The sequence below is a fragment of the Pseudoxanthomonas sp. LARHCG66 genome (genome assembly GCF_052871755.1).
The window spans coordinates 95,512-117,736 of the sequence record NZ_JBIXJW010000002.1; the positions used below are offsets into that span (position 1 = coordinate 95,512).

At 68.9% G+C, this 22,225-nt stretch carries 12 protein-coding genes and 2 pseudogenes; 3 read left to right on the forward strand and 11 right to left on the reverse strand.

The window, feature by feature from the left end:
* Window positions 1–4: 4 nt before the first annotated feature.
* From ACIPRS_RS07380 to ACIPRS_RS07405, 6 genes and pseudogenes are all read right to left on the reverse strand, one after another.
* Window positions 5–1,246 (reverse strand): chemotaxis protein CheB, encoded by a 1,242-nt coding sequence (locus tag ACIPRS_RS07380; protein WP_446538089.1) that lies wholly within the window; start codon window positions 1,244–1,246, stop codon window positions 5–7.
* A pseudogene (locus ACIPRS_RS07385) lies at window positions 1,239–5,744 on the reverse strand (Hpt domain-containing protein); the annotation flags it as partial. The pseudogene ACIPRS_RS07385 and the gene ACIPRS_RS07380, both read right to left, overlap by 8 nt.
* A 345-nt stretch (window positions 5,745–6,089) precedes the next feature.
* Window positions 6,090–7,352, reverse strand: a pseudogene (locus ACIPRS_RS07390) (Hpt domain-containing protein); the annotation flags it as partial.
* Between the two features lie 90 nt (window positions 7,353–7,442).
* Complete coding sequence (locus tag ACIPRS_RS07395) at window positions 7,443–9,479, reverse strand: methyl-accepting chemotaxis protein (RefSeq protein WP_192201953.1); 2,037 nt, start codon at window positions 9,477–9,479, stop codon at window positions 7,443–7,445.
* Between the two features lie 34 nt (window positions 9,480–9,513).
* Window positions 9,514–10,044: a chemotaxis protein CheW gene (locus ACIPRS_RS07400; RefSeq protein WP_185742153.1), complete on the reverse strand. Its 531-nt coding sequence runs from the start codon at window positions 10,042–10,044 to the stop codon at window positions 9,514–9,516.
* 54 nt (window positions 10,045–10,098) lie between these two features.
* On the reverse strand, window positions 10,099–10,500 hold the full coding sequence (locus tag ACIPRS_RS07405; RefSeq protein WP_055940451.1) for a response regulator: 402 nt from the start codon (window positions 10,498–10,500) through the stop codon (window positions 10,099–10,101).
* Window positions 10,501–10,742: 242 nt separating this feature from the next.
* Here ACIPRS_RS07405 and gshB point away from each other — a divergent pair, with 242 nt between their 5' ends.
* Window positions 10,743–11,687 carry a glutathione synthase gene (gshB, locus tag ACIPRS_RS07410; RefSeq protein ID WP_446538090.1) on the forward strand — a complete coding sequence of 315 codons (945 nt, stop codon included), beginning with the start codon at window positions 10,743–10,745 and terminating at the stop codon, window positions 11,685–11,687.
* 1 nt (window position 11,688) lies between these two features.
* Window positions 11,689–12,564, forward strand: a complete 876-nt coding sequence (locus tag ACIPRS_RS07415) for a TonB family protein (protein ID WP_337731396.1) — start codon at window positions 11,689–11,691, stop codon at window positions 12,562–12,564.
* A gap of 11 nt (window positions 12,565–12,575) precedes the next feature.
* On the opposite strand, the gene tsaB is transcribed toward ACIPRS_RS07415, so the two are convergent.
* The 4 genes from tsaB to mrcB all read right to left on the reverse strand — a co-directional run bounded on the left by tsaB (window position 12,576) and on the right by mrcB (window position 18,447).
* The gene (gene tsaB / locus ACIPRS_RS07420; RefSeq protein WP_446538091.1) at window positions 12,576–13,316 is read right to left on the reverse strand and encodes a tRNA (adenosine(37)-N6)-threonylcarbamoyltransferase complex dimerization subunit type 1 TsaB; all 741 of its coding nucleotides are present in this window, start codon (window positions 13,314–13,316) and stop codon (window positions 12,576–12,578) included.
* A 55-nt stretch (window positions 13,317–13,371) separates the two neighbouring features.
* Entirely contained in the window at window positions 13,372–15,417 is a 2,046-nt protein-coding gene (locus tag ACIPRS_RS07425; RefSeq protein WP_446538092.1) for an ATP-dependent DNA helicase, read from the reverse strand.
* Between the two features lie 64 nt (window positions 15,418–15,481).
* Entirely contained in the window at window positions 15,482–16,063 is a 582-nt protein-coding gene (locus tag ACIPRS_RS07430) for a hypothetical protein (protein WP_446538093.1), read from the reverse strand.
* 2 nt (window positions 16,064–16,065) lie between these two features.
* Complete coding sequence (gene mrcB, locus ACIPRS_RS07435; protein WP_446538444.1) at window positions 16,066–18,447, reverse strand: penicillin-binding protein 1B; 2,382 nt, start codon at window positions 18,445–18,447, stop codon at window positions 16,066–16,068.
* A gap of 126 nt (window positions 18,448–18,573) precedes the next feature.
* Between mrcB and ACIPRS_RS07440 the strand changes: the two genes are divergently transcribed.
* A complete protein-coding gene (locus tag ACIPRS_RS07440; RefSeq protein WP_446538094.1) occupies window positions 18,574–20,670 on the forward strand; it encodes a glycosyltransferase in 2,097 nt (698 codons plus the stop codon).
* Here the strand turns inward: ACIPRS_RS07440 and ACIPRS_RS07445 are convergent.
* Entirely contained in the window at window positions 20,667–22,082 is a 1,416-nt protein-coding gene (locus tag ACIPRS_RS07445; RefSeq protein WP_446538445.1) for a hypothetical protein, read from the reverse strand. The two genes, ACIPRS_RS07440 and ACIPRS_RS07445, sit on opposite strands and share 4 nt — an antisense overlap.
* Between the last annotated feature and the right edge of the window lie 143 nt (window positions 22,083–22,225).

Consider the following 22,225-nt stretch of genomic DNA (forward strand, 5'->3'; position numbering starts at 1 on the left):
TTCCTCAGAACCAGCGGTCGGTCAGGCGTTGCGCGAGCTGCATGGGCGCGGCCAGTTCGGCACCACGCGATGCCAGCGCCTTCGGTGCCACCGGGTCGTAGCAGCCGTCCTGCGACTGGCCCAGCACGAGCGCACCCTGCTCGCCCAGCGCGGCGACCGGATCCACCAGTGCGCTGTCGCTGCCGCTGAGCAGCAGCACCGCGCTGTCGGCGGGCGGCAGTTGCGGGATCATCGTGTGGATCACGGCACCCGGGCGGAAGCTCACCACACCTGCATCGACAAAAGGCACCACGTCACCGGGCAGCACGTAGATGTGTCCCGCTTCGGCGGGTTTGCCGGCTTCGGCCAGCAACACCGGCATGTGCGCCACGCGCTCCATCTGCCGGACCAGGTTGTCGTAGCGGCCACCGTCAAGGCGCAGGTGCACCAGCACGGGCTTGGGGAAGCCATCCGGCAACTCGGCCAGCAGCTTCCGCACTGCGTCGGGACCGCCGATGCCAGCGAAGACCAGCACGGCGCCCTGCACGCGCGCCGCACCCGTGGCACCGCCGGATTCCAGCGGTTCCAGTTCCAGCGTGGACAGGTCGAAGGTCGGAGCAGGCACTGGCGGCGGCGCCACGACGGGCGCTTCCGGGAGCGGCGGTGGCATGGAGGGTGCCGGCGCGGCAGCGGGCGCCGCGTCGACCGTGGCATGACGCAGCCAGTCGTCCGCGTCGATGACCTGTTCCGCGGCTGAGCGCGTCGCCAGGCCACCGGTGTAGGCGAAATCATCACGCGGAAGTTCGAACGCGATGTCGGCCGCTTCTTCCAGGTGCAGGGAAATCTCCGCGCCCTCGTGCAATTGCGCGGGCGTCACCGGCAAGCCGGGTTCAAGCTGCAGGCCGACGTCTTCTTCGCGACCAGGCGGCAACACGTCCTGGTGCCCGTGCAGTTTCGCCGCCAGGTGCCGCGCCCAGCGCTGGGCTTCCCAGCCCTGGCGCCGCGCAGCCAATTCGGCTTCGTCGAAGATCACCGCGACCGCCGGGTCGTGCAGCACGCTGTCGAAGCGCTCCAGGCTGTCTTCGATGGCCGGCTCCAGCGCCACCAGCACCACCTGCGGCGCACTGCCGCCGAGCGCTTCCACATCGAGCGCATTGGGATCGTCTTCCAGCACGATGTCGGCGCCGGCTTCATGCAGCGCCACACGCAGGCGCTCGCGCGCTTCGCCCGGCCGCGCCAGCAAGGCAACGCGTTTGGCTTCACTCACGGACACGGGCGATTCCCAGCAGGTCGTAGACGTTGCGCATCAGATCAAGCTCCTGGTACGGCTTGCCCAGGTAGCGCTGCACGCCGATATCGAAGGCGCGCTGGCGGTGCTTGTCGCCGGTACGCGACGTGATCATCACGATGGGCACGTCCTTGAAACGCGGATCGGCCTTCATCGCGGTGGCCAGCTCGTAACCGTCCATGCGCGGCATTTCGATGTCCAGCAGCATCAGGTCGGGCACGCGTTCTTCCAGTTTCTCCAGCGCTTCGACGCCATCGCGCGCGGCGCTGACCTCGAAGTTGTGGCGTTCCAGCACGCGGCTGGTCACCTTGCGCATGGTCAGCGAGTCGTCGACCACCATCACCAGCGGCACCCGGCGCTGCTCGACCGCGGTGACCTGCTGCGTCGGCTGCTGCGGCTGCGCAAGATGGCGACGCACCAGCGGCGCGGCATCCAGGATCACCACCACGCTGCCGTCGCCGGTGATCGTGGCGCCGTAGATGCCGGGGATGGACGCGATCTGCGGCCCCACCGGCTTGACCACGATCTCGCGATTGCCAAGCACCTGGTCGACCGCGACGGCCGCGCGCAGGTCGCCCGCGCGCACCAGCAACAGCGGCACCTGCGGCTGGCCTTCCGCCTTCGCCGGTCCCTGTCCCACCAGGTGGCCCAGGTTGTAGAGCGGATAGTCCTCGCCGGCGTAGTGGTAGCTGCCCACGCCCGCACTGAAGCGCGCGTGGCTGATGCGGCCGATGCCGCTGACCGCCGCCACGGGCACCGCGAACTGCGTTTCGCCGATCTGCACGAACACGGCCTGACTGACCGCCAGCGTCTGCGGCAGGCGCAGGGTAAAGGTCGCGCCCTTGCCCGGTACCGAATTGATTTCCAGCGAGCCGCCCAGCTGGCGCACCTCGTTGTACACCACGTCCATGCCCACGCCGCGGCCCGCCAGCTGGCTGACCTGGTCGTAGGTGCTGAATCCGGGCTCCAGGATCAGGCGGTCCAACGCGCTGTCGGGCAGCACCGCGCCCGGCTGCAGCAGACCGCGCTGCTCGGCGCGCTTGCGGATGGCATCACGGTTGAGGCCGGCACCGTCATCGGATACCTCCAGCACCATTTCCGAACCTTCGCGACGCAGCGCCACGTGCACGGTGCCTTCTTCCGGCTTGCCGGCCTTGCGGCGTTCCTTGGGTCCTTCCAGCCCGTGCGCGACCGAGTTGCGCAGCAGGTGCTCCAGCGGCGCGGTCATGCGGTCCAGCACGTTGCGGTCCATTTCACCGTGCGTTCCGGAGAACTGCAGGCTGACCTGCTTGTGCGTCTCGGTGGCGGCCTGCCTCAGCACGCGGCGCAGGCGCGGCACGATGCCTTCGAACGGCAGCATGCGCGCACGCATCAGGCCATCCTGGAGCTCCGAACTGACGCGGGACTGCTGTTGCAGCAGGCCGTCGTACTGGCGCGCCAGGTCGTCGAGCACGCCCTGCAGGCCGCTGATGTCCGCCGCCGATTCGGCCAGCGCGCGACTGAGCTGCTGCAGCGTGGAGAAGCGGTCCAGTTCCAGCGGATCGAACGTCGGGTCCTGCTTGTCGTGCTCGCGCTGGTAACGCGCGACGATCTGCGCCTCCGTCTCCAGGTCGAGACGGCGCAACTGGTCGTGCATACGGATGTTGGTGCGGTCCAGTTCGGCCATCGCACCGCGGAACGCGCCCAGCTGCTGTTCGAGGCGGGCACGGTAGATCGCCACTTCGCCGGCGTTGTTGACCAGGCGATCCAGCAGGTCCGCGCGCACGCGCACCTGCTCCTGCTGGCCCATCGGGAAGAACTCTTCCTCCACCGGCGCCGCGACCTCGGTCTCGATCGGCGCCGACAACGGCGCCAGCTCGACCGGGGCGATGGACGTTTCCGCTGCCGTCGGCGTCTCAGGCAGTTCGATGCCGCGGGCGCGCGCATTGAACTCCGCGATCATGCCGTCCGGAATGGCGACGGCGCGACGCGCGGTGACGCGGGCAAGCTGGGCGTGAAGCGTGTCGAAGCCGCGCTCCAGCAACTGGATGGCGCGACGGTCCAGCTCGGTGCGCTGGCCGGCGATTGACTCCAGCATCGATTCGATCGCGTGGCCCAGGTCGCCCACGGCATGGATGCCGGCCATCCGGGCGCCGCCCTTCAGCGTGTGCAGATCGCGCTGCAGGCCGATGACCAGCGAACGGTCTTCCGGTGTCTCCCGCAACTTGGCGATCAGATCGTCGGAGTGGTCAAGCAGGTCGTTGCCTTCTTCGATGAATATCTCGACCAGGTCCAGGTCGAGCCCGGTCAGGTCGAGGGCCTCTTCCGGCTCCGGCATGTCGGCGGGTGCACTGGTCACGGCAGACTCCTCGACTTCCACGGAGGCGACGACATCGGACGGCGCTTGTTCGGCAGCTTCGAAGGCTTCCGCGTCTTCCGTTGTTTCAACCGGCTCGGCAGCGTCTTCGACAGGCGTGTGCTCCGCCGTGACGGCGTCGTCCACCAACGGCTCTTCCACGGCGCCATCGAAGCCGGTCGCCCCGTCGGCAACCTCGGTCGCCGCCTCTTCGATGGAGAGACTCTCGACTGCGGGCGCGTCGGCACCCTGCTCCTCGGTGCCGTCCTCTTCGACGATGAGCGGCGTTACCTCGCCCATCGCAACCTCGTCATCCTGCGCCGCCACGCGCTCGTCGGTGGCATCGGCGACGGACGCCGTTTCGTCGGTGACGTCGACGGTCACGACCGCATCGACGGACGCTTCCACCGGATCAGGCTCGCCTGCTTCCGGCACATCCATCGCGGCAACGTCGGCGAGATCGGTCGCGTCGATGATGTCGTCCGTGCTTCCGGTGCCTTCGGCGACCGCCACGTCCGTGATCGCGTCATCCGGCACCGGCGCCGTGTCGACAAAGACGGCTTCGGTTTCGACCAGGAACGCAGGCAGGTCGGCGTCCACCAGCAGCGCGTCATCGATCGGCGCGGCGAACGCGTCCTCTTCCTGCGCCTGTACTGCGGCTTCCAACGATGCGTCGGCAACGGCGGAGGACTCCATCTCGATGGTGGCGCCATCTGCCACCTCGGCATGAACGTCTTCGCCCGCCCCGGCCGGCGCCGCCGCATGATCGACTTCCGATTGCCGTGCGCGAGGCAGGATGCGGTAGTCGATGTCGTAGAACGTCACGCCCTGCGATGCAGGCTGCTCCACGTCCGCCGGGGTGGTTTCCCCGGTGTGCAGCACTGCATCGGGTGCGGCATCGGCCGTTTCGACGACCGCATCTTCCGGCGTGGCGTCGTCCGCCATTCCGGTCGCGGCAAGATCGCCCGCACCGTTGGCGGCGTCGCTGTCGAGATACGCGGACAGGTCCAGCGCGGACAGCTCGATGTCGGACGGCGCAACCGGCGGTGCGATCGTCGGCATCTGGCCGACATAGGTCCCCTGGTGCGCGTCGTCGACGATCTGCGCGCCATGGCGCAGGTCTGGCAGGCTGTCGCGCAGCGCGGCGAGCTGGCCCGCCAGCGCCGCGAATACCGGAATGCGCGGCGACGGCGCCTGCAGGGCGGCGATGCTGCGGCGGATCGCCTGCGCGGTGTCGGCCAGTGCGGCCACGCCTTCCGGCGGTGGCGTCTCGCCCGCCGACAGCAGGCGTTTGACGTACTGCTCCGCGGACGAGGTGACATGGGTGATTTCCGGCACGTCCGCCATCGCCAGCGCACCGTTCATCGTATGCACGGCGCGCAGCAGTTCTTCCGTGACCGGCGTGGCTTCCACCTGGGCCTTCTGCAGCCAGGTATCGACCGTGTCGAGATGGTTGTCGACCTCGGTCTCCAGGATCTCGCGCAGCACCGCATCGACCGACGCCGGCGTGCCTTCGGTCTCGGGTTCGAACACCGCAGGCACGTCTTCGGTGACCGGCACGGTCGTCTGCGCGAACGCCGGCTCGACGAAGTCCGCTTCCTCGTCCAGCACGGTCGGCTGGGCGCTGTAGTACGCCTCTTCACCCGCGGCCAGGCGATCCGCCACGTCCTGCAGGCCTGCCAGGTCGGCCGTCACGCTGCCCTGGCCGCGCAGCGCGGCGTTGAGTTGCGGCAATGCGTCGCAAGCCTGTTCCAGCAGGACTTCCACCGCGTGGCTCGGCGCGCGCGTGCGGTCGAGCACGCGATTGAGCATGTTCTCGACCTTCCAGCTGAATTCGCCCAGCGTCTTGGCGCCCACCAGGCGTCCACTGCCCTTCAGGGTATGGAACACGCGGCGGATCGGGCGCAGGCGATCGAAATCTTCGGGATTGCTGCGCCAGGCGGGCAGCAGCTGGCGCAGGTTGACGATTTCCTCGTCGAACTCTTCGAGGAAGACGTCGCGGATCTCGTCGTCGATATCCGTGGCATCGCCGTCGAAGCCGCCCACCACGCTCGCCGCCGGCAGCGCGGCCGCCGCAGCGGCAATCTCGTGGCGCAGGTCGGGCAACGCATCGGCATCGGTATCGACGACGTCCGGCGTCGCCTCGGACAGGTCCGCGGCGGTTTCGATGTGATCCCCGGCAAAAGGTGCATCGCCAGCTTCCAAGACGGGCGCGCCGGTGTCTTCCAGCACCGACACCGGCGAGGCCGGCTCGGCATCACCGTCTGCTTCTTCGAAGCCGACCGGATCGAATGGATTGGCGCCGCCGGGCGAAGATACGGCGGACGCGGCGTCGATCGGTTCCAGCGACAGCCCGGAGAACGAGACTGGCGCGGGCGCTTCCTCCACGGGGACGGGAATTCCATCGACCACGGGCGCTTCAACGACAGGCGCTTCGGCGACCGGCGCCACGACGGGGGCCACCGCGACCGGCGGGATTGCTTCTTCAGCCGCCGGGGCTTCGGCCGGCAGCGGCCAGTAGCGCAGGGCTTCCAGGCTGCCGCGGGTGATCTCGAGGATGTCCTCGCGATTCGGGCGGCGCTCGCGCAGCGCTTCCAGGTAGTACTCGAGGCTGGCCATCGCATCGGCCAGGGTGTCCAGCTGCTGGCCGCCGGGCACGCGCTTCTTGCCGATCAACTCGCCGCTGACGTAACGGCGCACACCGATGACGTAGTCGCCCGCCTGCGCCAGTTCGAGCATGCGCAGCGCGCCCGCGACCTCGTCCAGCAGGCGCGGCACGTCGGTCAGTTCGGCATGGTCCCAGTTGGTCTCGATGAACGCGACGAAACGCTCGCGTGCACCGGCGAAATTGATGATGGCCTCCTGTGCCAGCACTTCGACCGTGCGTTGCGATTCGGCCGTGCTGGGATCGGGCGCCGCATCGCCGGCACTGCCCAGGCGCGCGACCTGATCGTCCAGCGAGGCATCGACATACAGCAGTGCGCCGGCGACATCGAGCAGCGTGCCTTCGTCCGCAGGACGGGCGCCCGCCACGACTTCGCGCAGGGTGTCGCGCTGCTGCATCACCACATCGCGCGCCACGCCCAGGCCCATCATGCCCAGGGTGTCGGCCACGTTGCCGAGTTCGGCAACCTGCGATTCGAGTTCCTGCGCCTCGCTGCCGGTGCGCAAATGCAGGTCCAGCGCGTCCTTCACACGCAGGAGCTCTTCCTTGACCGCGTTGCCGACGGTATCGAGCAGTTCGCGGTTGCGCCCGCTGAGGCTGCTGCGCGCGTGGTCGATCTCGGCCTCGCTGGGCGTCGCGTCGTCGCGCGCACCCGGCGGGAACAGCATGCTTTCGTTGAGGCCCGATGCACCGCGCGACGCGCGGATTTCGTTGAGCAACGGCAGCAGCACGATGGGGATGTCCCGGTGGCCGTCCTGCAACCGTTCCAGGTAATCCGGCAACAGCACCGCGCCGCGCATCAAGGTGGAGCAGGCTTCGTCACGGTCGGCCACGCCGCCTTCCTGCAGCGCCTTGGCGAGCAGCTCCAGCTCTTCGGCCACCATCGCGGGCGCGTACAACTCGACCATGCGCAGCGTGCCCTGCACCTGGTGCAGGTAGCCGGCGCAGAAGCGCATGCGGCTGGTATCGGCGGGCGTTTCGACGAAGGCTTCGATTTCCTGCCGCACCAGGCGCAGGGTTTCGTCGAGCTCGGGCTTCACCCAGCCGAGCACGGCGTGGCTCATGGCTTCGCGCAGCGCACTCATGGGCATGCTCCCGCGGCGACGGCGGAACCGTCAGCCTCGCGCTGCTGGCAGGCGGGATGGCGTAGGAAGTTCATGCAGTGCGTCCCGTCCTCAGCCCGGCAGCTTGAAGTCGGCGACCGAGCGGCGCAGGTCCGCGGCCAGTTGCGCCAGGTGACCGATGGATTCCGCCGTCTGCCCCGCACCCAGCGAGGTCTGCGAGGTGATCTGGCGGATCACGCCCATGGTCTGGGTGATGTCCAGCGCGGCGGCGGACTGCTGCTGCGCGGCGCCGGAGATGCCCTTGATGAGGTTGTTCAGGTCGTTGGACACGCGCTCGATCTCGCCCAGCGCGGTACCCGCGTCCTCGGCCAGGCGTGCACCGGAAACCACTTCGGCCGTCGTCTGCTCCATCGAGCTGACCGCTTCGTTGGTATCGGCCTGAATCGTCTGCACCAGCGATTCGATGCGGCGCGTCGCGCCCGAGGTGCGTTCGGCGAGGCGCTGCACTTCGTCGGCCACGACCGCGAAGCCACGGCCCGCTTCACCCGCCGAGGCCGCCTGCACGGCGGCGTTGAGCGCCAGGATGTTGGTCTGTTCGGAAATGTCGTTGATCAGTTCCACCACCGAGCCGATTTCCTGCGAGGACTCGCCCAGGCGCTTGATGCGCTTGGAGGTTTCCTGGATCTGGTCGCGGATCTGGTCCATGCCGCGGATCGTCTCGCGCACGACGCCCGCGCCCTCGGTCGCGATCTGCACCGAGCGCTGCGCCACTTCGGCCGACTCGGTGGAATTCTTCGACACCTGGTCGATGCTGGTCGCGATTTCGCTGATGCGATCGGAGGCGGTGGTGATCTGGTCGGCCTGATGGCCGGCGGCTTCCGCCAGCTGCAGGGCGGTGGCCTGGGTTTCCTGCGTCGATGCGGCCACCTGCACGGAGGTGTCGTTGATCGTGGTCACCAGGTTGCGCAGTTCGTCCACGGCGTAGTTGATGGCGTCCGCGATGGCGCCGGTCATGTCCTCGGTCACCGAGGCCTTCACCGTCAGATCGCCTTCACCCAGCGAGCTGATTTCGTCCAGCAGCCGCATGATCGCCTGCTGGTTGCGGCTGTTGTATTCCACCTGCGTCTGGTAGCGCATTTCCTGCTCGCGCTGGCGGGTGCGGTACAGCGACCACAACAGACCGATGATCGACACCAGCGCCGCGATACCCGAGGCGATGCCCAGCCAGAAATTGGGGAACAGGCGCGTGTCGCGCACCGAGCCGAACGCCGAGAAGGCCTGGAACAGGTTGGTGCTGTCCTGGAGCATCTGGCCCGAGCCGTTGGTCAGCGCGGCGGCGGCGGATTGGGCGGCGAAGAGGTTGCGCGAGCTGGCCAGGATGGCATCCAGGTCCTTCTTCATCGCCGTCCACAGGGTCTGCGAGTTGTCCAGGGCGGACAGGGCGGCGCCATTGCGGACGGCCGCGATGCCGAGGTCGGGGTTGCCGTTGCGCAGGCCTTCCAGCACCTGGCCGAACAGCACGGCATCGCGACCCAGCGCGTCACCGGCGGTGGCCGCACCGGCGCCACCGGCGCGGATTTCCGTCACGCGGCGCGCCATGGTGCCGGCCAGCACGACCTGCTGCAGCGCGCTGTATATCTGCGACGAAGGCGCGCCGCCGGCGGACATCGCGCGGACGACTTCATTGAGCTGTGCCTGCAGGTTGGGCACCTGGGTGGCGAAACGGTCGGCGTTGCCGGCCAGCGCCAGCACGGCGGCTTCGGAGGTCACGATCTGATCGGCGTTCTTGCCCAGCGGCGCCCAGGTGGCGGTCAACTTGGCCAGGGGACCGGCGATGGCGCCTTCGCTACCGAAGCGGCTCTGCAGGTCGGAGACGGTGGACTCGACCGACTGCTTGGTCTCCTTGAACGCCTTGAAGGCTTCGGCATTGCCGGCCACGGCCTCGCGACCCTGGTTGGCCAGCTGCTGCGACAGCACGCGCATGTCGGATGCGCCGGTGCTGGCACCGGACAACCGGCTGCCCTGGTAGGTGGCCACACCGGTGTTGGCACCGAAGACCAGCACCGAAAGCGCGAGCAGCAGCAACCAGAAACTGTTGCCGAAACTGCCGATCTTGCTGGCGCTGGGAGAATCCGTCGCAGTGCTCATCGTTCAACCCCTGGATTGTTCTTGTTGTCCGCGCTCAAAGCGCGGTCTGACGGAATTCGGGCGTGCGCGCGAGCAATCCCAGCGCAAAAACACCCCATCGCTGGTCGTCGCTGGCGAAGGCCCGTTCGATGAAATGCGCGTAGCGGCCGTCCGCCAGTTCCCCCGGCTCGACCTGCTGCGATTCATGGAAGCTGCGCTGCCCGTACAGCTCGTCGATGGTCAGCGCGACATCGCCGCCGGCCTGGCGCATGACCAGTACGCGCTGGCCTTCATGCAGCACCGTGCGCTCGCCCTCGAGGAACTGCTTCAGGTCGACCACCGGGAACAGGTTGCCGCGCAGGTTGCCGATGCCCAGCAGCCACGGATGCGCGCCCGGCACGGGCGTGACCGGCGGCATCTGCACGATTTCCACCACTTCCCCGAAGTTGGAAATCAGCCGGCGCTTGCCCACGCGGTAGCCGACGCCACGGTACTGGTCCTGCGCGATTTCCCGCGCCGGCTGCGCCACGGCGTGCGCCAGGCTGCGGCGCTCGTATTCGGCAAGCGTATCGAACGGTGTGCGGATCATGGCCCGCCCCCTGTGCGTTCAGTGCGAATGGTCGCCATGCCGCCAGCCCCCTCAGGTGCTGACGTGGGCGCGGATGGCGTCGAGGAGTTCCTCGCGCGTGAACGGCTTGGTCAGGTACTGCTCCGAGCCGACGATGCGCCCGCGCGCCTTGTCGAACAGGCTGTCCTTGGACGACAGCATGATGACCGGCGTGGACTTGAACACCTGGTTGTTCTTGATCAGCGCGCAGGTCTGATACCCGTCCAGGCGCGGCATCATGATGTCCACGAAGATGATCTGCGGCTGCTGGTCGGCGATCTTGGCCAAGGCCTCGAAGCCGTCCGTCGCGGTCACGACTTCGCAACCCTCGCGTTTGAGCAGGGTTTCCGCGGTGCGGCGGATCGTTTTCGAGTCATCGATCACCATGACCCGTAGGCCGTGGAGTCCACCGGCCTGGCCTTCGTTCTGCGTCATTACCTGATTTCCCCATGCGCGCGGCGCTTCATTGACGAACCGGCCCCGCTGCGTTGCTACTTATATCCCAATCCCCTTGCGCACTGTCAAGCGACACCTTCAGCGCCCCTGCCGCTGAACGGCGCGATGCGAACTGCGTCTCAATTTTGCGGCGGCCCGGCAAACGCGGTGTTCCGCCAGTGCCGGGGCGTGGAATGCGCGCCGCCTGATACCATTCCCGCGTCTCCTGCAGAACCGCCCCCATGCCGCTGGACGTCGTCGTCGTCATGGATCCGATCGGGTCCATCAAGATCGCCAAGGACACCACTTTCGCCATGCTGCTGGAAGCCCAGCGGCGCGGCCATCGCCTCCTCTACGTCGTCCCGGGCCGGCTGGCCCTGCGGGACGGGCAGGCCAGCGCGCAGGTCGCCCCACTGACAGTCAGGGACGACAAGACGGACTGGTTCACCCTGGGCGAAGCGCGCGAGCTGGCGTTCGGTCCCGGCCAGGTGGTGCTGATGCGCAAGGATCCCCCTGTCGACGACCAGTACCTCTACGACACCCACGTGCTGGGCATCGCCCAGCAGGCGGGCGCGCTGATCGTCAATGACCCGCAGGGTCTGCGCGACTACAACGAGAAGCTGGCCGCCCTGCTCTTCCCGCAGTGCTGCCCTCCCACCCTGGTCAGCCGCGATCCGGCCGCGCTCAAGGCGTTCGTTGCCGAACATGGCGAGGCCGTGCTGAAGCCGCTGGACGGGATGGGCGGGCGCTCGATCTTCCGCGTGAAGGCCGGCGACCCCAACACCAACGTCATCCTGGAAACCCTGGTCGGCGACGGCAAGCTGACCCTGGCGCAGCGCTTCATTCCCGGCATCAAGGATGGCGACAAGCGCGTGCTGCTGGTCGATGGCGAGCCGGTGGACTACGCGCTGGCGCGCATCCCGCAGGGCGACGAATTCCGCGGCAACCTTGCGGCGGGTGGTCGCGGCGAAGGCCGTCCACTGAGCGAACGCGACCGCTGGATAGCGGCGCAGGTGGGGCCGGAGATGAAGCGCCGCGGCATGCTGTTCGTCGGGCTGGACGTGATCGGCGACTATCTGACCGAGGTCAACGTCACCAGCCCCACCTGCGTGCGCGAGCTGGACGCACAGTTCGGCCTCAACATCGCCGGCCTGCTGTTCGACGTCATCGAGAAGAAGCTGGCCTGAGATGTCGGCGGTTCCCATGACCCCGCCGAAGATCGGCGCGAACGAGCGCCTCGGCGCCACCCTCGCCCTGTCGCTGATCGTGCATGGCCTGCTGGTGCTGGGCGTGGGCTTCGCGCTCGACGACGCCGCGCCCGTGATGCCGACGCTCGACGTCATCCTCAGCCAGACCAGTACGCCGCTGACGCCGAAGGAAGCCGACTTCCTGGCCGCCGCGAACCAGGAAGGCGGCGGCGAACACGACCAGGCCAGGCGCCCGCGCGACAGCCAGGCCGGCTGGATTCCGCAACCCGATACCGGTCTGGCGCCACAGCCGCTGCGTGCGCAGACCACGGCCCCGGTGCCGCCCCCGGAGAGCCGCGTCGTCACCGCCCGCGACGGCGAAGCCCGTGCGCCGGCACCGGAAGCGCGCCCGCAACCCGACCGGCCCGAGCTGCCCCAGGGCGAACAGAAGGTGCAGCGCGATGCCGAGATGGCGCGGCTCGCCGCCGAGTACCACCTGCGCTCGGAGCTCTACGCCAAGCGGCCGAAGCGCAAGTTCGTCTCGGCCAGCACCAAGGAGTACGTCTACGCGAACTACCTGCGCGCCTGGGTCGATCGCGCCGAACGCGTGGGCAATCTCAACTATCCCGACGAGGCTCGCCGCAAACGCCTGGCCGGCACGCTGGTGATCAGCGTGGCGGTGCGCCGCGATGGCAGCGTGGAGCAGACCCGCATCATCCAGTCCAGCGGCATCCCCCTGCTGGACTCCACCGCGCAGCGCATCGTGCAGCTGTCCTCGCCGTTCCCGCCACTGCCGGAAACCGCCGAGAACGTCGACATCCTGCATGTCACCCGCACCTGGCGCTTCCTGGCGGGCGGTGAAGTACGCGACGAGTAGCGCGCGGGCCTTCAGCGCGAGGCGCGCAGCGCCTTCTGCTCTTCGAGGGTAAGGGCGACGTTGTTGCGCAGGTAGGCCGGTTCGACGTGCTCGGGCGCGATGATCTCGCCACGACGCAAGGCGTCGGCCGCCAGTCGCGCGAGATCGGCGGCATGCGGCAGTGCCTGCGCATCGACCCGACGGAAGCGGTCCTGCAGGCGCGCGACGAGCACGCCGTCGGCTGCGGCGAATCCCGTGCCCACGCCTATCCAGTCATTGTCCGCGCCCGGCAGCGCATAGTCGGCCGGTGCCCCCACGGCTTCGGTTGACGTGGCTTCCAAACGGTCGCCGCGATGCACGAACGTGCCCGTGTAGACCTCGCCCATGCGCGCATCGATGGCCGCCAAGATCGCATGCGCCATGCCGACATCGCAGCCGCATTCGCCCGCCGTCACGCGGGGCGCCGGCACCTGCGACGCCAGCACGGCAAGCGTGGATACCGGCACCAACGGCCGATCCAGCGCCAGCGCGATGCCTTGCGCCAGCGCGATGGCCAGGCGCACGCCAGTGAACGCACCCGGGCCGCGACTGAGGGCGATGGCATCCAGTTGCGCGCGCGCGATGCCGGCTTCCGCCAGCAACTGATCCGCCCACGGCAAGGCGAGTTCGGCGTGCCGACGCGGCGCGACCTCGAAACGTTCGCGCACCTCGCCATCGACGTACACGGCGACGGAACAGGCTTCGGTGGCGGTTTCGAAGGCGAGCAGCTTCATGGACGGCAGGAAGTTCGTGAGGCGCCTAGCTTAAACGCTGCGATCCGCGATGCGCTCAGAAGCGGGCGTCGGCGAACCAGTCATCGCCGCCGTCACCGGCTGCCGCCACCGGCTCCGGCGCGGCCTCGACGCCGAAGAACCCCTGCACGTCCTGCACCCGCTGCGTGCGCCGGAAGGGCGGCAGCGAATCCAGGAACACGCGCCCATACGGCTTGCCGGTCAGGCGCGGATCGCACAGCACCAGCACGCCACGATCGGTCTCGCTGCGGATCAGCCGGCCGACCGCCTGCTTCAGCGCGATCACCGCCTGCGGCAGTTGCTCATCGCGGAAGGGATTGCCGCCGGCGCGACGCACCGCTTCGAGCCGCGCTTCGAACACCGGGTCATCCGGCGCCGCGAAGGGCAGCTTGTCCACCACCACCACGCTCAGCGCATCGCCGACCACGTCGACGCCCTCGCGGAAACTCGCCGCGCCCAGCAGCACGCCGTTGCCGGATTCACGGAAACGCTGCAGCAGCGTGCCGCGTGGCGCCTCCCCCTGCACGAACAGCGGCCAGGGTCCACCGCGCAAGGCGTCGGCCGCCTCGCGCAACGCGCGGTGCGAGGCGAACAGCAGGAACGCGCGCCCCTGCGAGGCTTCCAGCACCGGCCGAAGTGTGGCGATCAGCGACTGGCCGTAACCCGGTGCATTCGGATCGGGCAGCCCGGTGGGCAGGTAACACAGCGCCTGCCGAGGCCAGTCGAACGGACTGGGTTGCAGCAACGTGGGCGGATCGTCCAGCCCCAGGCGCACGGCGAGATGGTCGAAGCGACCGCCTACCGCCAGCGTGGCCGAGGTGAACACCCATGCCGCGCGCGATTGCTCGCGGTGCTGGCGCAGCGGGCCGGAGACATCGAGCGGTGTGCGCTGGCAGCGGAAGGCGCGCGGCGTCAGTTCGTACCACAGCACGTCGCTGGCGTCGTCGGCCTTGAAGGTTGCCTCGTCAAACGCGCCTCCGCCCGACGGTGCCTCGTACCAGCGCGACAGCCGCGTGCCGAATTCCTTCGCCCGCGCCGCGCAGGCTTCCAGTCCGAGCGATGCCGCCGCCAGCGGAGCAAGGGCCGCAGACAGGTCGCCGAGCGCGCCGGCGAGCGCGTCGAAGCCTGTCGCCACCTCTGGCTTCGCCAGCAAGCGCTCGCGGGTGCCGCGTGCCGGCAGTCCTTCCATCGCCGCGCGCAATTCGCGCAGGGACTGCTCCAGCGCGCGCACCGGCGGCTGCAGGACCGACAGAGCGCCCGCTGCGTCTTTCGATTCGGCCAGGCAGTCGCGTGCCAGTTCCTGCAGGGGGCGCATACCGAAGCCTTCGCCAAAGAAATTGGCGGCGAGTTCGGGCAACTGGTGCGCTTCGTCGATGACGAAAGCCTGCGCACCGGGCAGTATCTCGCCGAAGCCTTCCTGCTTCAGCGCCAGGTCGGCAAGCAGCAGGTGGTGGTTCACCACCACGATGTCGGCGGCCTGCGCGCGCTGCCGCGCCTGCACCACGAAGCAGTCGTCCCAGAACGGACATTCGCTGCCCAGGCAGTTGTCGATGGTGGACGTGACCAGCGGCAGCAGCGGGGAATCGTCCGGCAACGCAGCCAGTTCGGCCATGTCGCCGAACTGGGTGCGCCCGCCCCAGGCGACGATGCGCTGGAACTGGTCCACCTGCTCGCGGCTGGTGAAAGTGGTCCGCAACGCCTGCGGATCGCCCTTGGCCTGGTTGAGGCGGTAGCGGCACAGGTAATTGCTGCGGCCCTTCAACAGCGCGGACTTCAGGCCCGCGACCCCGAGCGCATCCCGCACGCGCGGCAGGTCGCGATGGTACAACTGGTCCTGCAGCGCGCGCGTACCGGTGGAGACGATGGTCTTCAGGCCCGAGAGCAGCGCAGGCACGAGGTAGGCGAAGGTCTTGCCGGTGCCGGTGCCGGCCTCGGCGAGCAGCACGTCGCGCGCGTCGAAAGCATCGGCGATCGCCGCCGTCAGGCGCTGCTGGGCGTCGCGGGGGGCAAAGGCGTCGAGTCGTTCCGCCAGCGCACCGCCCTCGCTGAGGGCGTCGCGGCTGGCCTGGGCTAGCTGGGACATCGTGGAAACGTAGGGCGGCGTGCAGCGACAAGGGTACCGCGTCGCATCGCGCGCGGCATGCGCTTCACATGCGCTCGATCACGGGCACGGTGCAGGCATCGCGCCGGCTTTCGGCGTCGGTGATCGCCGCCCGCGTGGTCGCTGCGCGGGCGGCATGCTGTGCGGCATCTTCGGGCGTGTGGCGGGCGGGCAGCGATGGCTGCACCGCAAGCTCGTGCTGGCGCACCTGGCGCACGGTCTCCCAGTGCTGGCGGCACAGCGGTCCCACCTGAGATCCCAGCTGGAAAGCACGCTGCGCCAGCGTGTCGGCACGTGCATAGTCGCCCTGCGACAACGCCACTTCGGCCCGTTCCTGCAGCACGGCGGGATCTTCGGGGACCAGCAGCAACGCCTGGTTGAGCGCCTCGGCCGCCCCCGCGTAATCGCGGGCCGCACGGGCCCGCTGCGCCTTCTCACGCAGGTCCTCGACCTGCGGATCGCGCAGCGGCTGCACCGCGAGTTCGCGGTCGTCGTCACCTGCAGCGGCCAGGATGGCGGCAACGCGCTGTTCGGGCGTCACAGGATCGCGGGCGACCGGGGTTTCCGGCACGGGTGCGGTCGCGCAACCGGCCAGCATCATCAGGAACAGGAGGAATACGTACTTCATGGTCACGGCTGCTGCGGGGGAGTCTCTTCGGGCGGCGGCGCGGCTTCTTCCTCCCGGTCCAGGCCGAACCAGCTGCGCCAGCCGCCACCTTCGGTCTCCTCGCCATCGATCACCGGCTGCTCGACCACGCAGGCCGCATACGCGGGCGCAAAGCCTGAAACGAAGGGCAACTGGCGTGCGCCGGCGCAACCGGCATCGGTGCTGTTCGAACCGACGACCCATTGCCAGTCCAGGCCCTTGTCCGACACCTTCAACGGTGCGGTAGGCAGGCGAGCGAACAATCCGGACCACACGCGCATCGCGCCCGTACCACCGTACAGGCCGGTCTGTTCATTCTGGTCGTTGCCCATCCACACCACGGCCAGGTGATCGCCGGTGTAGCCCGCATACCAGCTGTCGCGACCATCGTTGCTGGTGCCGGTCTTGCCCGCGGACTGCAGGCGGCCCAGCCCGTCGCCGATCAGCTGGCGGCCGGTGCCATTGGACACCACTTGCTGCAGGGCCACGGAAATCAGGTTCGCCGCGATGGAATCGCCTTCCTGTGCCGGGGCGGGCGTCTTGTCGTAGCGCTTGAGCAGCTTGCCATCCGGGTCGAGCACGCCGCGCACCGCGTGCAACGGCTGGATTTCACCGCCCGACGCGAGGAACTGGTACAGCTGCGCCATCGCGTACGGGCTCTGGTCGGTCGCGCCCAGGATCAGCGCGGGATTCGGCTCTGCTTCGATGCCGGCCAGCACGCGGATCAACTGCGCCAGGCGTTCCGGCTCGACCTTCATGCCCACCCGCACGGTGGCCTGGTTGTACGAGCGCGCGAGCGCATCCACGAGGCGCACGGTGCCATGGCTGCGACGGTCGGAATTGGCCGGCGTCCAGCGCCGGTTCTTGCCGAGCTGGACGGTCACCGGCGAATCGTCGACCCACGATGCCAGCGAATACTGGTCCGGCTGCGCAAGCGCGAGCAGGTAGACGAACGGCTTGAGCAGCGAGCCCACGGGACGTTGCGCTTCCACCGCACGGTTGAACCCCACCTCCGACACGTTGCGGCTGCCGACCACCGCCAGCACGTCGCCGTCGTGCACATCGGTCACCACCATGCCGGCCTGCAGCGGCGGCCGACGCTTGTTCTCCAGCGCCTTGATCGTGCGCGTGACCGATGCTTCCGCGTAGGCCTGTGCCGACGGCGACATGCCGGTCAGCACACTCAGGCCCGCCCCCTGCAGCGCGCTCTCGGGGTAATCGCGCGCCAACTGGCGGCGAACGAGGTCGACATATGCCGGGAAGCGATTCGCGGCGGCCATGCCCGGCGTCTTCGTCACCCCGAGCGGCGCGGCGAGTGCGCGCTTGTATTCGGCGTCGTCGATCAGCCCGGTCTCATGGAGTTTCAGCAGTGCGTAGTCGCGGCGGTCCTTGGCGCGATCCGGATTGCGTCGTGGATCGTAGTGCGACGGCCCCTTCACCATGCCGATCAGCAACGCGACCTGTTCGGTGGTCAGGCTGTCCAGATCGCGACCGAACCAGAATTCCGATCCCGCGGCCACGCCATGGATCGCCTGGCTGCCGCGCTGGCCCAGATACACCTGGTTGAAATACGCCTCCAGGATGGTGCGCTTGTCGTAGCGGGCCTCGAGGATCAACGCATACAGGATCTCGTTGAACTTGCGCGTCGGCGTCTGTTCCTTGCCGATGCCGAGCAGGCCGCTGCGCGCCAGCTGCTGGGTCAGCGTGCTGGCGCCCTGGCGCGTGTCGCCACCCGAACGCACCAGCAGCCACGCTGCACGCACCATGCCCGACAGGTCGACGCCGTGATGATCCTTGAAGTCGCGGTCCTCGACGGCCTGCAGGCCCGTCACCAGCAGTTCCGGCACTTCCTCCAGCCGCACCAGCCGGCGCTCTTCCTGCTTCTGCCCGTACAGCGTCGCGATGCGCGCCGGATCCAGCCGCGCCGCTTTCAGCGCCTGCTTGCGCGCGATGTCGCGCACGCTCGCCACCCGGCCGCCGGACAGGCTGACCTGGATGCGCCGGGGCGCCACGCGGCCATCCACGTCGATGTAGCCGCGACTGGAAATGGTGAAGCGACCACCTTCCCGGGCGTAGGTGCCGGGGGCCTGGCCCGTGCCATCGTCGCGATACGACGCGGCATCGAGCTCGGTCTTCAGCGTCTGCGCGTCCATCGCCAGCCCTGGCGCGACCTGCAGCGGACGCGCGTACACCCGGGTGGGGATCTGCCAGCGCAACTCGCCGAAGCGCTCGGTGACCTGGTGGTTCAGATACAGCGTGTAGGGGATCAGGAATCCCAGGCCCAGACCCACCAGGGCCAGGCCCCACGTCAGCAGACGCTGCCGCCAGCCGGGGCCGCCGCCGTCATCGATGTCGTCTTCGTCCAGCGCTTCGTCGTCGTAGTCGTTGCGGGCCACAGGGGATGCGACAATGGGAATTCGGGCGAGTCTAGCGCAGTCCCAAGGGTGCGTCCGGCCCGGTTTCCCCCTTCGCTCAGCTGGAGTTGCAACGGAATGTCGATGTCGTGGGCCCACGTGCGCTTCATGCTGGAACGCGCGCGCGGCCTGGTCCGTCGAGGTCTGGCCAGCCTGCGCACGCGCGGCCTGGGCCCGACCTGGGCGCGGGTGCGCCGGCAGTTCGCGCGACGTGCGCCGCCGGCCTCCGGACCCCTCTACTTTCCCGATGCCGGCGCATTCCAGCCTTTTGCGGTGCCGGCCAGCGGCGCGCCGCGCGCCAGCATCGTGATCCCGGTCTACAACCAGGCGGCGCATACCCTCGCCTGCCTGCGGGCACTCGCCGAACACCCTCCCACGGCCGCCTGCGAAATCATCGTGGTCGACGATGGCTCCCACGACGAGACGCACGCATGGATGCCGCAGATCACCGGACTGCGCTACCACCGCCGCGCAGTCAACGGCGGTTTCATCGCGGCCTGCAACGACGGCGCGTCACGCGCGACCGGTGACTGCCTGGTATTCCTCAACAACGACACCGTGCCGCAACCCGGCTGGCTTGACGCGCTGCTCGCCACGTTCGATGCACACCCGGAGGTGGGCCTGGTCGGTGCACAGTTGATCTATCCGGATGGCCGCCTGCAGGAAGCCGGCGGCGTGGTATTCAACGATGGATCGGCCTGGAACTACGGGCGCTTCGACTCGCCCGACGACCCCCGCTACGCCAGCGTGCGCGACGCGGACTATTGCTCCGGCGCGGCGATCGCGGTGCGCGCGGCGCTGTTCGAGGAAGTGGGCGGATTCGATACACGTTACGCGCCGGCGTACTACGAGGACACCGACCTCGCCTTCGCCTTGCGCGCGCTGGGCCATCGCGTGCTGTACCAACCGGCGTCGCGCGTGGTGCATCTGGAAGGCGTCACCTCCGGCACCGATACCGGCAGTGGCACCAAGGCCTACCAGGTGCGCAACCGCAGTGTGTTCGCAGAGAAATGGGCAGCGGCGCTTGCCACGCACCCCTCCGCGGACAGCCTGCCTTCGGCCGGCTCGGTCGTCCAGCCGCAGCGGCAGATCCTCATCATCGATGCGGAAACACCGCGACCGCAGCATGATTCCGCGTCCCTGCGCCTTGCCAACCTGATGCGGCTGCTCAATGCCGACGGTGCCCACGTGGTGTTCCTGCCGGCAGATCTCCGCTATGCGGGCGACGACACGGCGCGCTTGCGGCAACAGGGCGTCGAAGCCTGGCATGCGCCGTTCGTGCAACGCCCGTCCGCGTGGCTGCATGAGCACGGCCAGCGCTTCGACGTGGTGATGCTGTCACGCCACTATGTGGCGGCGGAATTCCTGCCCCTCGTCCGACGATTCGCGCCGCAGGCGCGCGTGGTGTTCGACACGGTCGATCTGCACTTCCTGCGCGAGATGCGTGGCGCGGAACTCGCCGGTGACGCCACGCTGCGCCACGCTGCCGAAAGGACGCGCGAACGCGAGCTGTCGGTGATCCGTGCCTCGGACACCACGCTCGTGGTCAGCCCGGCCGAACGCGACATGCTGTCGGCGCTGTTGCCGGGGGCCGATGTCGAAGTCCTGGCGAACCTGCACGAAGTGGCGCATACCGGGCTGCCCTTCGGGCAGCGGCACGATCTGGTCTTCGTGGGCGGCTTCCGCCATCCGCCCAACGTCGATGCCGTGCTGTGGTTCGGCCGCGAGGTCTTCCCGCTCATCCACGCGCGGCAGCCGGACATCCGCTTCCACTGCATCGGCACGGCGCCGCCGGCCGACGTGCTCGCACTGCAGGCGCAGCCCGGCATCGTGATCCATGGGCACGTGGCGGACCTGGGGCCCTACATGGACGGCGCGCGCGTCGCGGTGGCGCCCCTGCGTTTCGGTGCGGGCGTCAAGGGCAAGGTGAACCTGAGCATGGCGCACGGCCAACCGGTGGTGGCCACGGCCTGCGCAGTCGAGGGTATGCACCTGACAGGCGGGCACGACGTGCTGGTCGCTGACGATGCCGGGGGATTCGCCGATGCCGTCCTCACGCTGTATCGCGACGAAGGACTGTGGGAACGACTCGCAGCCCATGGTCGCGCGAACATCGAGCAGCATTTCTCGATGCAAGCGGCACACGGCACCGTGCAGCGCGTTTTCCGGCGCTAGCGTGCGGGCGCGGCCTGCGCCACCTTGACGCGCGCCTCGAAGTCATCCAGCCCGGGCGAGGCGACATCCAGCTTGCGCGCTTCCTCGAGCGCCTGCGTCGCGAATGCCACGTCACCTGCGCCCAGTCGTTCCGCACCCACCGCGATCCATTTTTCCGCCAGCCGCCTGCGTACATCGGCCAACGCAGGATCGCGGGGCTGCAAGGTCTGCCATGCCTGCTGGCAGGCTTGCGCACGACGGATGCGATTGGCGCGCAACTCGTCTTCGTAGCAGTCGCGCACCGCCGGCAACAGCCGCGCTGCGGCCTGCCTGACCGCGGGGTGGTCAGGCGACAACGCCTGTGCCGCGCGCAACGTGTCGTAGGCGCTCTCCCCTGGAGGGGTCAGCCATTGCCCTTTCGTCTCGGCCTGTTCCATGGCTGCGAGCAATGCACGCACGCGCTGCTCGCGCTCGCGCGCCGGCACGTTGGACTCCCGGCCCTGTCGTTGGTGCGCCTCGCGCGCACGCGCCACGGCCTGCTCGGCCTGTGCCACGCGCATCGACTGTGGCGCCAGGGTGCGCGCCAGACCGAGTTGGTGCTCTGCCGGCCCGAAGCGGAAATCGGCCGCCTGCCGTTCCGCCTGCCGGGCGTATGCAATGCCCACCTGCTCCAGTCCCTGCCTCGCGGCGGCGTCTTCCGGCAAAGCCACGAGCACCGCCTCGTATGCCGAGCGTGCGGACTCCAGGCGTCCCCGCGCCAGATCGCGTGCGCCAGCACGGCGCCGCGCGTCCAGCGCCTCCGTCAACGCGGCTTCCGCCTGGGGGAGATCGACGTGGCCGGCGTCGAATCCGCGCGCCGCCGCGATCCGCGCAGCGGCTTCGGCGAGTTCATGGCGCTGGAGATGCCTGTTCGCTTCCTGGAGGAGATCGGACAACGCATCCTCCCTCCCCTCCAGCGCCTCGATGCGTGTCGGCTGCAGGGCGAGCACGCGCTGGTAGAGCGGGAGCGCGGCATCGTCACTGCCCATCAGCCGATGCGCGGCATGCGCCTGCGAGGCCGCCTGGAGCACCCCGTCGATGCCGGCGTGTTCGGCCTCGCGCGCGCGCAAGCGTGCGGCGAGCGCATCGGCCTGTGGACGCGGCACCTGCAGTTCGCGTGCCAGCAGAAGGTGTGTGCGCGCCTCGTCGAAGCGATTCTGTTGCAGCGCCTGCCCCGCCGCGCGCAAGGCTGCCTGGGCGACGCGCGCAAGGCCCTTCGCGGCCTCGTTGCGATCCGCATCGAGCGCTTGGGCCGCTTCGTAAAGCTGGCGCGCGCCCGTGCCGTCGGCGGCATCCAGGCGCCCCTCGCGCAGGGCATGATCCGCCTGGCCAAGCAACGCCTGTACGCGCGTCTCCGGCCACAGCACATCCGCCAGTGGGCGGCGCAGCAGCATCACCAGTACGATCAGGACGAGGACCGATGCCGCCGCCCAGCGCCAATACCGGCGGCTACGCCATGCGGGGACCGGCGCGACACGGGATGACACCTCCGGCGCCGGCGCGCGGGTCCAGTCGATGCGCGGCTCGATACGACGGC